11 protein-coding genes are annotated in these 11665 nt (G+C 73.1%); 2 read left to right on the top strand and 9 right to left on the bottom strand.

Going from position 1 to position 11665, the window contains the following annotated elements:
• Positions 1–297: 297 nt before the first annotated feature.
• A complete protein-coding gene (locus tag ACWEKM_RS37445) occupies positions 298–489 on the bottom strand; it encodes an antitoxin (RefSeq protein WP_451625747.1) in 192 nt (63 codons plus the stop codon).
• 158 nt (positions 490–647) lie between these two features.
• Between ACWEKM_RS37445 and ACWEKM_RS37450 the strand changes: the two genes are divergently transcribed.
• Positions 648–3125, top strand: coding sequence for an ATP-dependent Clp protease ATP-binding subunit (locus ACWEKM_RS37450; RefSeq protein ID WP_451625748.1), 2478 nt, complete (start codon positions 648–650; stop codon positions 3123–3125).
• 16 nt (positions 3126–3141) lie between these two features.
• Here ACWEKM_RS37450 and ACWEKM_RS37455 read toward each other — a convergent pair whose 3' ends face one another.
• Positions 3142–4155, bottom strand: coding sequence for an LLM class flavin-dependent oxidoreductase (locus ACWEKM_RS37455; protein WP_451625749.1), 1014 nt, complete (start codon positions 4153–4155; stop codon positions 3142–3144).
• Between the two features lie 81 nt (positions 4156–4236).
• Positions 4237–4407 (bottom strand): 50S ribosomal protein L32, encoded by a 171-nt coding sequence (rpmF, locus tag ACWEKM_RS37460; RefSeq protein ID WP_451625750.1) that lies wholly within the window; start codon positions 4405–4407, stop codon positions 4237–4239.
• 94 nt (positions 4408–4501) lie between these two features.
• Here rpmF and ACWEKM_RS37465 point away from each other — a divergent pair, with 94 nt between their 5' ends.
• A complete protein-coding gene (locus ACWEKM_RS37465) occupies positions 4502–4993 on the top strand; it encodes a phosphatase domain-containing protein (protein ID WP_451625751.1) in 492 nt (163 codons plus the stop codon).
• Between the two features lie 138 nt (positions 4994–5131).
• On the opposite strand, the gene ACWEKM_RS37470 is transcribed toward ACWEKM_RS37465, so the two are convergent.
• The 6 genes from ACWEKM_RS37470 to ACWEKM_RS37495 form a co-directional block, all read right to left on the bottom strand.
• Positions 5132–5347 carry a dodecin gene (locus ACWEKM_RS37470; RefSeq protein WP_451625752.1) on the bottom strand — a complete coding sequence of 72 codons (216 nt, stop codon included), beginning with the start codon at positions 5345–5347 and terminating at the stop codon, positions 5132–5134.
• A 300-nt stretch (positions 5348–5647) separates the two neighbouring features.
• Positions 5648–6610, bottom strand: a complete 963-nt coding sequence (gene egtD, locus ACWEKM_RS37475; protein WP_451625753.1) for an L-histidine N(alpha)-methyltransferase — start codon at positions 6608–6610, stop codon at positions 5648–5650.
• Between the two features lie 12 nt (positions 6611–6622).
• Positions 6623–7384 carry an ergothioneine biosynthesis protein EgtC gene (egtC, locus tag ACWEKM_RS37480; protein ID WP_451625754.1) on the bottom strand — a complete coding sequence of 254 codons (762 nt, stop codon included), beginning with the start codon at positions 7382–7384 and terminating at the stop codon, positions 6623–6625.
• Positions 7384–8700, bottom strand: a complete 1317-nt coding sequence (gene egtB / locus ACWEKM_RS37485) for an ergothioneine biosynthesis protein EgtB (RefSeq protein ID WP_451625755.1) — start codon at positions 8698–8700, stop codon at positions 7384–7386. The genes egtC and egtB overlap by 1 nt, the downstream gene beginning before the upstream one ends.
• Positions 8697–9995: an ergothioneine biosynthesis glutamate--cysteine ligase EgtA gene (egtA, locus tag ACWEKM_RS37490; RefSeq protein WP_451625756.1), complete on the bottom strand. Its 1299-nt coding sequence runs from the start codon at positions 9993–9995 to the stop codon at positions 8697–8699. Before egtA ends, egtB begins: the two co-directional genes overlap by 4 nt.
• 1108 nt (positions 9996–11103) lie before the next feature.
• Entirely contained in the window at positions 11104–11550 is a 447-nt protein-coding gene (locus ACWEKM_RS37495; protein WP_451625757.1) for a type II toxin-antitoxin system PemK/MazF family toxin, read from the bottom strand.
• Positions 11551–11665 lie beyond the last annotated feature (115 nt).

Consider the following 11665-nt stretch of genomic DNA (forward strand, 5'->3'; position numbering starts at 1 on the left):
GGAACGGCGACGGATTCCGCCGTTCCGGCCTGCCGAGTTGCCCTGGCCCGCTGCCCCGGTGGTCGTGTCGCCTGTGCCTCGGTAGGTGCAGGTGTACCGGCTGGGACGGGATGTCGGCGTTGGGGTGGTTTGGAGTGCGGTGTCGGGGCGGAAGGGTCGGCCGCACCGAGGCCACGGGGCGTCGGCCCGGTGGTCTTCGCGGCCTTGTCGGCCTTGTCGGCCTGGCCGGAACGGCGACGGATCCCGCCGTTCCGGCCTGCCGAGTCGCCCTGACCCGCTGCCCCGGTGGCCGCGGATCTACGGATGTGGAGGAACGTCCCTGTCCTGGTCGCCCAGTTCGTCCTTCATCTTCTGCTGGGCCGTGTCGACCTGGGACTGGTACTTGTTGCCGGTCCGCTCGTCGGCGTAGTCGCCGGCCTTGTCGATGCCCTTGCTCGCCTGGTCCTCGTGGCCTTTGAGCATGCCTTTGAGCTTGTCCATGATGGACATGGCAACCCTCCTAGCTGATGTAGCGGCTACCTCCTCCAGACTCACCGGCCGGGACGCGGTTCGCATCTCGGCGGGCCCGGGCGTACGGATGCATGAGTGTCCCCTTTGTGTCAATTTGGACGCTAGGTATGCCTGCCGCCGCAGAAAGGCCCGCGAGGATGACTACTCCCGGTTTCGGATTCGGACGCAGCCCCTTCGAGGAGTTCGACGAGCTGATGTCCCGTTTCTTCGGCGGGTCCGCTCAGGCCGCGCCCGCCCGGCGGGTCCAGCGGGTCGACATCGGCAGCCTGCTGTCGGAACGGGGCCGCGAGCTGGTCGCGGCGGCACGGGACATCGCCGCCGCGGAGGGCAGCGAGGATCTCGACGCCCGGCATCTGCTGGCCGCCGCCACCGAGCACGATGCGACCCGGCGCCTGATCGGCGAGGCCGGCGCGGATCCCGACGGCATCCGGGAGCGGCTCGGCACCGTCGCGGACAGCGGCGAGAAGACCGAGCCCGCCACCCTGACCCCGGCCGCCAAGCGCGCCCTGCTCGACGCGTACCAGATCTCGCGCGCCGAGGGAGCCTCGTACATCGGCCCCGAGCACCTGCTGCGGGCGCTCGCCGCGAACCCGGAGTCGGCGGCCGGCCGGGTGCTGGCGGAGAGCGGCTGGGAGCCGGCCCGGATGCCCACGGAGAGCGCCGCCGAGCGGCACAGACCCAGCAACACGCCGACCCTGGACGAGTACGGCCGCGACCTCACCGAGGACGCCCGGGCGGGCCGCCTCGACCCGGTGATCGGCCGCGACGACGAGGTCGAGCAGACCATCGAGGTGCTGTCGCGGCGCAGCAAGAACAACCCGGTCCTCATCGGCGACCCCGGTGTCGGCAAGACCGCCATCGTGGAGGGGATCGCCCAGCGCATCGCCGCCGGGGATGTGCCCCAGACCCTCAGTGACAAGCGGCTGGTCTCCCTGGATCTGGCCGGGCTGGTGGCCGGGACCAAGTACCGCGGCGAGTTCGAGGAGCGGCTCAAGAAGCTGCTCGACGAGGTCGGCGAGCACAGCGACGAACTCGTGCTGTTCCTGGACGAGGTGCACACCGTCGTCGGGGCCGGCTCGGGCGGCGAGGGCGGCCTGGACGCGGGCAATATGCTCAAGCCCGCCCTGGCCCGCGGCGCGCTGCACCTCATCGGCGCGACCACGGTGGACGAGTACCGCAGGCACATCGAGAAGGACGCCGCCCTGGAGCGCCGCTTCGCGCCGATCCTGGTCGGCGAGCCCACCGTCGACGACACCATCGAGATCCTGCACGGCCTGCGCGATCGCTACGAGGCCCACCACCAGGTCCGCATCACCGACGAGGCGGTCGTCGCCGCGGCCGAGCTGTCCGACCGCTACATCACCGCCCGCTTCCTGCCCGACAAGGCGATCGACCTGATGGACCAGGCCGCCGCCCGGGTGCGGCTGCGCGCCAGGACCCCGCTCGCCGACACCCGGGACGTCGAGGACCGGATCGCCGCGCTCAACCGGGAGAAGGACCAGGCGGTCGCCGACGAGGAGTACGAGCGCGCGAAGGAACTGCGCGACCGGGTCAAGGAGGCCGAGACCCGGCTGGCCGAGGCGGCCAAGGCGGAGGAGCGGACGCCCGAGGTCACCGCCGAGGACATCGCCGAGGTGGTCTCCCGCACCACCGGCATCCCGGTCGCCCAGCTCACCGAGGAGGAGCGGGAGCGGCTGATGAGGCTGGAGGAGCATCTCCACGAGCGTGTCGTCGGCCAGGACGAGGCGATCACCGCCGTCGCCCGCGCGGTCCGGCGGGCCCGCGCGGGCATGAGCGACCCCCATCGGCCCGTGGGCAGTTTCCTGTTCCTCGGCCCGACCGGCGTCGGCAAGACCGAGCTGGCACGCGCCCTGGCCGCCGCCCTCTTCGGCGACGACACCCGCATGATCCGGCTGGACATGAGCGAGTTCCAGGAGCGGCACACCGTCTCCCGCCTGGTCGGTGCCCCGCCCGGATATGTCGGCCACGAGGAGGCCGGCCAGCTCACCGAGGCGGTGCGCAGGCAGCCGTACGCCGTGCTGCTGCTGGACGAGGTGGAGAAGGCGCACCCCGACGTCTTCAACACGCTGTTGCAACTGCTGGACGACGGCCGGCTGACCGACTCCCAGGGGCGCACGGTCGACTTCAAGAACACGGTCGTCATCATGACGTCGAACATCGGCGCCGACCGGATCCTGGCCGCCGGCGTCGAGGACTACACGAAGGTCCGCGAGTCGGTACTGCCGCTCCTGCACCAGCACTTCCGGCCGGAGTTCCTCAACCGCATCGACGAGATCATCGTCTTCCGCGGCCTGGATCGCACCCAGCTGCGGCAGATCGTCGACCTGCTGCTTGAGCACACCCGACGACGACTGCACGCCCAGGAAGTCACCCTGGAGGTCACCGACGAGGCCGCCGCGCTGCTCGCGAACCTCGGCTATCAGCCGGACTTCGGGGCCCGCCCGCTGCGCCGCACCATCCAGCGCGAGGTCGACGACCGGATCGCCGACCTGCTGCTGTCCGGCCAACTGTCCCCGGGCGACCGCGCCGTGGTGGACGCGGCCGACGGCTCGGTGACGATCCGCGTCGGCAGACCGGCGGCCGTGGAGGGCTGACGGCCGCCCCCGTCGGTCATACGGCGGCGGTCGCGGGGCGCACGATCCGGGCCAGGCGCCGGTAGGAGTCGAGCAGGGCCGCGCGGTCGTAGGTGCTGGTCGTGACCAGGACCTCGTCGGCCCCGGTCTCCTTGAGCACCGTCTCCAGTTCGTGCCCGACCCGGTCCTCGGTGCCGGCGATGTGGCCGGTCAGGCCGGACTCGTAGAAGCTCTGTTCCTTCGCGGTCATCGCGCGCGTCTCGACGGCCTCGGCCGGGGGCAGCGGAGGGAAGGTGCCGTGCGTGCGGGAGTACGCCATGGACCATGCCTCCGGGAGGAGGAGCCGCCGCGCCGCCGCCTCGGTGCCGGCCACCGCGACCGTGCCGGAGATCACGACGTAGGGCCGTGCCGCCCATGGCGAGGGCCTAAAACGGCTCCGGTACGTGTCGATGCCGCGCAGCATCCTCTCCCGGCCGCGCAGATCGCCGATGACCAGGGGCAGCCCCGCGCGGGCCGCGATGTCGGCGCCCTCGCCCATGGCGAGCACGAACGGCGGCACGCGCAGCCCGTCCGCCGGGCGGGCGCGCACCCCGGTCGGGGAGCCGCCACGGAACCAGCCCAGCAGTTCGCCGAGTTGCGCCGCGAAGTCCTCGGCCGCGCCCTTGTCGCGTCCGAGGGCCTTGCGCACCCCGTCGGTGAAGCCCACGGAACGGCCGAGACCCATGTCGATCCGCCCCGGATACAGCGACTCCAGGACGCCGAACTGCTCGGCCACGACCAGGGATTGGTGGTTGGGCAGCATCACCCCGCCGGTGCCGACCCGGATCGTGCGCGTCGCGGCGGCCACGGCCGCGGCCAGCACCGTCGGCGCGGAGCCCGCGACTCCGGGCACGCCGTGGTGCTCGGACACCCAGATGCGGTGGTAGCCGAGCGCCTCCAGCTCCCGGGCCAGTGCGACGGTGTCGCGCAGCGCCTCGGCCTGTGGGTGTCCCTCACGGGTGCGGGAGCGGTCGAGGACGGAGAACCGGGTTCTGGGGATCAGCGGGCTCACAGGGGTGTCAACGCCGTGGCCGCCCCGGGATTCCCGCCCGGGGCGTGCGCGCCGGTGCGCCGGGGCGAACGCCGTGCGCGGTCAGTCCGTGGGGCGCAGCAGGCCGCGCTCGTACGCCCTGACCAGCCGCTGCGGTACGAGGTGGCGGACGCCGTCGACGGTCACCGGCACCAGCGTGGGCGTCACCGCCTTCCACTGGGCGCGGCGGTGCCGGGTGTTGCTGCGGGACATCTTCCGTTTGGGAACGGCCATCGTGGCTCCTGTCTCGTACCGGGGACGGGCGGAGATGAGGCTATATGAAAATGGATCCCATTAACAATGTCGCGGGGCTGGCTAAGGTGGGCCGGTGACAGACAGCAGCGGGCGCCCGATCGCCGTGTTCGATCTCGACAACACCCTCGCCGACACCGCGCACCGGCAGCGGTTTCTGCGGAGCGGGCCGCGCGACTGGAACGGATTCTTCGCCGCGGCGCCGCAGGACCCGCCGATCGCCGAGGGTGTGGCCTTGGCCAAGGAGAGTGCGCGGGAGTGCGACATCGTCTATCTGACCGGGCGGCCCGAGCGCTGCCGACGCGACACGCTGGACTGGCTCGACGCCCAGGGGTTGCCGCGGGGCCGCGTCTTCATGCGGCGCGACGCCGACCGCAGGCCCGCCCGGTTCACCAAGCTGGAGATCCTCCGCCGGCTGGCCCGGGACCGTGAGGTCCGCGTCCTCGTGGACGACGACGAGCTGGTGTGCGACGACGCCGAGCGGGCCGGTTTCCCCGTCGTGCGCGCCCGCTGGGCGAACCGGTCCACCACACTGACGGACGCCCAGGGCCGGGAGGGCCGGACCTGAGCGGGGCGCCGGGGGCTGGGAGAGGCGGACGAGGGCCCGATCTGGGCTGGGTGCCCCGGGAGGCTCGCGGGGGCGGACCCGCGCGGGTCCGCCCCGAGGCAGTCGGGTCAGGTCGGGCGAGTGGGGACGGGGTGGCGCTCAGTCCTCGTCCTCGATGCGGAAGCCCACCTTCAGGCCGACCTGGTAGTGCTCGATGCGCCCGTTCTCGATCTGGCCCCTGACCTGCGTCACCTCGAACCAGTCCAGGTTGCGCAGGGTCTGTCCGGCGCGGGCGATCCCGTTGCGGATGGCCTGGTCGACGCCCTCGTGCGAGCTGCCGACGATCTCGGTGACCCGGTAGGTGTGGTGGGACATGCGTGCTCCTCTCGGCCCTGGCGGCGCGACGCGTCCCCCGCGGCCGGTGTGGCACGCGTCACTCCACCGTGCCGTATGCCGCGGCGAAGCGCGAGGCGTCGCACCCGTATCCCCGACTGGCACTTGTATCCCCGAGTGGCACTTGACCCCCTCAAGGTGTACGTGACCAGGCTGCCCGGGGGAGGCGGCGGCGCTGGGACTGCGGCAGGTTCCCGGCGGCCCGGACCCGGGGGGCCGAGGCCCGCCGCGCCTGCGAACGGATCACGCAGGCGCTCGCCCCGGGCCTCGGGTGAGGTCACCTCACCGGGCCATGCTCAGCGACAACGCGAAGCGGCCCGCCGCGTCGGTCCACCAATGGGCCCGTTCCAGCCCGGCGGCGGCCAGTTCCGCGGTCACCCCGTCCTCGCGGAACTTCGCCGACACCTCGGTGCGCAGTTCCTCGCCCGCCGCGAAGTGCACGGCGAGGTCCAGCACCGGGACCTTCACGGTCTGGGCGGTACGGGAGCGCAGCCGCATCTCGATCCACTCGTTCTCCGCGTCCCACAGCGCCACATGGTCGAACGCGCCCGGATCGAAGTCGGCGCCCAACTCGCGGTTGACGACGGCCAGTACGTTCTTGTCGAACTCGGCCGTCACCCCGGCCGCGTCGTCGTACGCCCGGACCAGGGTCCGCTCGTCCTTGACCAGGTCCGTGCCGAGCAGCAGTGCGTCGCCCGGCGACAGCAGACGCCGCACCGAGGCCAGGAAGGCGGCCCGTTCGGCGGGCAGCAGATTGCCGATCGTGCCGCCGAGGAAGGCCAGCAGCCTCGGGCCGGGCGTCTCGGGCAGGGTCAGCCCGGCCGTGAAGTCGGCGATCAGGGCGTGCACGGTGAGCCCCGGCCGCTCGTCGATGAGGGCCTGCCCTGCCTGGACCAGCGCGCTCTCGCTGACGTCCACCGGGACATAGACACGCAGCCCGGTGAGGGCGTCGATCAGATGCCGGGTCTTCTCCGAGGAACCGGAGCCCAGTTCCACCAGGGTGCGGGCCCGGGTCGCGGCGGCGATCTCGTCCGCCCGGGCGAGGAGGATCTCCCGCTCGGCGCGCGTCGGGTAGTACTCGGGCAGTTCGGTGATCCGCTCGAACAGCTCGCTGCCCCGGGCGTCGTAGAACCACTTCGGCGGCAGCGTCTTGGGGGACCCGGTCAGACCGCGGCGGACGTCGGCGCGCAGCGCCGCGTCCGTGGCGTTCTCCGGGAGGGTGCGGGTGACGTGCAGGGGAGTCACGTGCAAGGCTCCTTAAGGTGCGGGTGCCGGGTCCTTGAGCGAGCTGAGCCGGACTTCGGCGCGGTCCGCCCTGAGCAGGGTGCGGTCGGGGACCTCCCGCCAGCGCGGATCGTCGTCGTACGGCTCGGAGGCGACGACGGTGCCGTCGTCCGCACCGGCGCGGTACCAGAGGGTGTCGCCCCAGGCGGTGGCCAGCACGGCCGTGCCGTCGGTCAGCAGCAGGTTGAGCCGGGAGGCCGGAGCCGCCTCGGCCAGCTCACCGACCGTGTCGGCCAGCGCCCGGCCGGGGTCCTCGCCCGCGCGCAGCCGGTGCAGCAGCAGCGCCCAGACGAACGCGGAGTCGGTGCGCGCTTCCAGCGAGAGCATCTCGACCGGCGGCAGCGCGGGGACCAGCGGCGCAGCCGCCGCGGGCCACCCGGCCACGGCGCCGTTGTGGCTGAACAGCCAGCGGTCCCCGGCGAACGGCGCCGCCGCGGCCGCACCGTCCGCGCCGGGCAGGGTCGCGTCCCGCACCGCGGCCAGCAGCGCGCCGGTGCGCACGACCCGGGCCAGGTCGGTGAAGGACGGATCGGCCCAGATCGGCCCGGACCGCCGGTAGCGCGCGGGCACCGGGTCGCCCGGCGCGTACCAACCCACCCCGAAGCCATCGGCGTTGACCGTTCCGTACCGCTGCCAGCGCGGTGCCCACGACTGCCGGTACAGGCCGTGCGGCGGGTCCACCAGGAGCCGGCCGAGCGGCGCTTCGGGACCCAGGTAGGCCAGATGCCGGCACATCAGAGGTCTCCCGAGCGTGCGGTGCGGAACCCGGAGAAGATCTGCCGCCGGATCGGATAGTCCCAGTTGCGGAACGTGCCCCGGCAGGCCACCGGGTCCACCGCGAACGAACCGCCGCGCAGCACCTTGTGGTCGGACCCGAAGAACACCTCCGAGTACTCCTTGTACGGGAACGCGGTGAAGCCGGGATAGGGCAGGAAGTCGCTCGCCGTCCACTCCCAGACGTCGCCGATCAACTGCCGTACGCCGAGCGGCGATGCACCGGCCGGATAGCTGCCGGCCGGGGCCGGGCGCAGATGGCGCTGGCCCAGGTTGGCGTGGTCGGGCGCCGGGTCGGCGTCGCCCCACGGGTAGCGCGTCGAGCGGCCCTGGACGGGATCGTGCCGGGCGGCCTTCTCCCACTCCGTCTCGGTGGGCAGCCGTCGCCCGGCCCAGCGCGCGTACGCGTCCGCCTCGTACCAGCACACGTGCAGCACCGGCTCGTCGGGCGGGACGACCTCGGTGACCCCGAAGTGCCGCCGCAGCCACTGCCCGCCGTCGCGGCGCCAGAACAGCGGCGCGTGGATACCGTGCCGGCGGATGTGTGCCCAGCCCGCCGGCGCCCACCAGCGTTCGTCGGTGTAGCCGCCGTCCTCGATGAACTCCTGGTACGCGGCGTTCGTCACCGGAGCGGTGTCGATGTGGAAGGGCGCCACCTCCCGCCGGTGCGCGGGACGTTCGTTGTCCAGCGCCCATGGCTCGGTGGTGGTGCCCATGGTGAACGGGCCTCCGGGGACCAGGACTTCGGCCGGTCCGTCGAACGGCGGCGCCGGCGCCGGGTCGGGCGCGGTCAGGGCCCGCGGGCCCTTGCGGAGCTGATGGGTGATCAGCATGGTCTCGTCGTGCTGCTGTTCATGCTGCGCGATCATCCCGAAGGCGAAGCCCGCCTCGGTCAGCCGGCTCCCGCGGAACGCGGCGTTCTCCAGCAGGTCGAGGGCGTGGCCACGCACCTCGGCCGCATAGCGGCGGGCCTCGTCGGGCGGCAGCAGCGGCAGCGTGGGCCGCTCGGCGCGCGGGTGCTCGAAGGCGTCGTACAGGCTGTCTATCTCCGGGCGTATCGCCTCGCGCCCGCCGACCGCCCGCAGCAGCCACAGCTCCTCCTGGTTGCCGATGTGGGCGAGGTCCCACACCAGCGGGGACATCAGCGGCGAGTGCTGCGCGACGAGGTCGGGCTCCTCGACGCAGCCGGTCAGCAGGGTGGTGCGGGCCCGGGCCCGGGTGAGCGAGGCGAGCGCGCGGTCGCGGACGGCCTCGCCGTCCATCTCGGGGGCGGTCATACGGGGAAGTCCTTCTCGGGGGCGTGCAGTGCGTCGAGCAGGTCGTCGGCGGGGCAGCGGCCCCGGCGGACATAGCGGTCGTGGTACGCCGCTACGGCGTCCGTGACCTCCGTGGTGGCGCCGAGCCGGGGCAGCGCCTCCAGGGCCGCCGTGAAACAGCCGACCGCCGCCTCGTGCAGTTCGGGGTCGCCGAGGCCGGAGCGTGCCGCGTCCAGCCACAGCGGGTTGTGCGGCGCGGGCTGCGCGAGCGAGCGTTCGGCCAGGGGCTTCACGGCCCGGTAGGCGGTCTCGGCGGCCTGCGGGTCGTCGAAGAGCGCGGTCGTCACCGCGAGCGGCACGATCCAGCCGTCCTCGCCGGGCTGCGCGTCGATCATCCGCAGCTCCAGGTGACCGCGCGGCCTGACCGGCGGGAACAGGGTCGTCAGATGGTAGTCGAGGTCCTCCCGGGTGGGCGCCCGGGGAGTGCGGGACCGGGTCCAGTCGCGGAAGCTGAGCCCGTCGGGGACCTCCCACGGGCCGCCGTCCCGGCGTACGCACATCACCGGCGCGTCCATGACGTGCCGGGTCCAGGCGGCGCGCGGCTCGCCGTTCAGCGGGGGCGCGCCGGCCCGGCCGGGACCGATCTCCATCCACAGCAGCTGCCGGGTGGAGAGCCAGCCGGTGGGCCGCCGTCCGGTCATCGGGGAATTGGCGAACGCGGCCACCAGGACGGGACCCAGCTGGTGCGCGAGCCACCAGCGCCGCCCGTGGCCGAGCGGTCCCGGCTCCTCGTAGCCGGCGTCCAGGCACACCTGGACGGAGGCCGAGGTGCACATCATGTGCCGGCCGGCCGGGCCCGTCCGGTCGAGACAGGTCTCCATCGCCTCGTACCGGGGCTCGCGCAGGTACCGGCGGGGTGGGTGCCAGGGGTCGTGGCCGAGGCCGACCAGGTGGAGGCCGTCTCGGCGCAAGGCCGCGCGGACGGCGTCGAGGTCGGCGGAGACAGTGCCGATGCACTCCATCAGCGAGGCGGCGGGCGGCGAGCTCAGCTCCAGCTGGCCGCCGGGCTCGACGGTGAGCGCCGACCTCAAAGGCACGGACCGCAGTGCGGCGTAGGCCGCTTCGAGTCGTTCGGGTGTCACGGGGAGCTGCGGTGTGCGCAGCTCATGGACGAGCCATTCCACTTCCACGCCGACGGTGCGGGGCGGGCCCGTCTTGAAGCAGATGCCGTGGACGAGCGCCTCGACCTCTGCCTCGGTGAGGGGGGTACGGGGTGTCGTACAGTCACTCGGCGACGCGGTAGATGCATCCGACATGTCGGGATCCTCCTGAGATTCCACCATGCCATCGGCCCGGGTTCCGGTGCGGCCGGGCGGGCACTCGTCCCACCCAAGACCCTGGGAGCGATGCGCACAAGGGTGCGCAACCGGACGTTCTGGATCGGTCACCTCCATTTCCGTGGGCGTTTCCAGCACGTTCCGGGGCCGGGAGAACCCCGTTGCACCGCAGCACCAGCATCACCCACGATGCGCGCATGAGCACGACGGGGGAGTGCGCGGTGCGTGTTCAGGGGCTGGGGGTACCACCCATCCGGGTGGCGGACACCTGAGCCGGGTCATCCGCTCACCGGCCGTGCCCGCTTCCGGGACGGCCGGGTCGGCGCCCTGCTCGACGGGCCGCTTGCGGCCGGATTCCGCACGGCCGCGGCGCGCAGTGGGCCCATGGCGATGGCGACGCCCGCCACGGCGCTCAGCGCGCCCAGCGACGCCCCCTCGCCGGTCCGCCGCCGCGGCCTCGCGGCGGACGTGGCCGTGCCGTTGTCGGGTGTTCGTCGTGTGTCGGGTGGGTCCTGGAGGTCGCCGCGGCGTCCGGCCGTGGGCGGCCGGTGCCGGGTGCCCGGGACTGCGGCGTGTCTCGAACGATGTGGCCCGGGTGGCGGGTGCCTTCCTGCGTCCAGCGGCGTGTCCCGCCGGTTCGTCGGCGCGGCCTCGGTGTGGGGCGTCGGGTTCAGTGGCATCGAGGGTGCGGCACCCAGGCCGGAACGGTTCGGGCGGTGATCAGGGCGCCGATCCCCGACGCCAGCGTTGTGCCGTCCGGCGCCGCGGCGGACGTGGCCGTGCCGTTGTCGGGTGTTCGTCGTAGGCGTGTGTCGGGTGGGTCCTGGAGGTCGCCGCGGCGTCCGGCCGTCGGCGGCCGGTGCCGGGTGCCCGGGACTGCGGCGTGTCTCGAACGATGTGGCCCGGGTGGCGGGTGCCTTCCGTGCTCTGCTCGGCCTCGGCGGGTGATTCGCGCAGACATCCGAGCATTCCGAGCACTCTGAGCATCCCGTGCACTTCGCGCACGTGGTGTCCGGGGCTGGACCGAGTGCCGGGAGTCGTGGTGTGAGGATCGCCGCCCGCCTTCGTGCGGGCGTTTCGGTGCGCTTCAGCGCCAGCCGTAGCGCTCCCGCAGCCGGTGCACGACCAAGTTGAACCGCATCCGGTCCAAGGCGCACGCCTCCCGGCGCATGCCCTCCTCGTGCAGCCGCAGCACCCGGTCCACGTCCACCCAGGAATCGCGCCCCGAGCGGTCCCACGGCCCGCTGCCGATCGCCACCCACTCCCGGTCGCCGTCGTGCCGCTTGCTCGACAGCTGCACCGCCAGCAGGGTGCCGGCCGACTCACGGGCCACGACCAGCACCGGCCGGTCCTTGCCGCGTCCGTCGTTCTCCTCGAACGGCACCCAGGTCCACACGATCTCCCCGGGATCGGGGTCGCCGTCGTGCGCGGGAGCGTACTCGGTGCGCACCCGGCCCACCTCGTGGGGGTCGGCCTCGGTCGTGGCGGAGGCGCCGGAGCGGCCCGGGACGTCTTCATCGGTAAAGGCGGTCACGGGGGAACCCTAGTGCCCCAACAGGCAACGTTCGCCCCGTCACGACGCCCGGCACGCTCCCCCGAGCTCTTCGAGCAGGGGGGACCCCCACGACGCCGCTCCTCAACGGGTAAAC

The sequence above is a fragment of the Streptomyces sp. NPDC004752 genome (assembly GCF_053601275.1).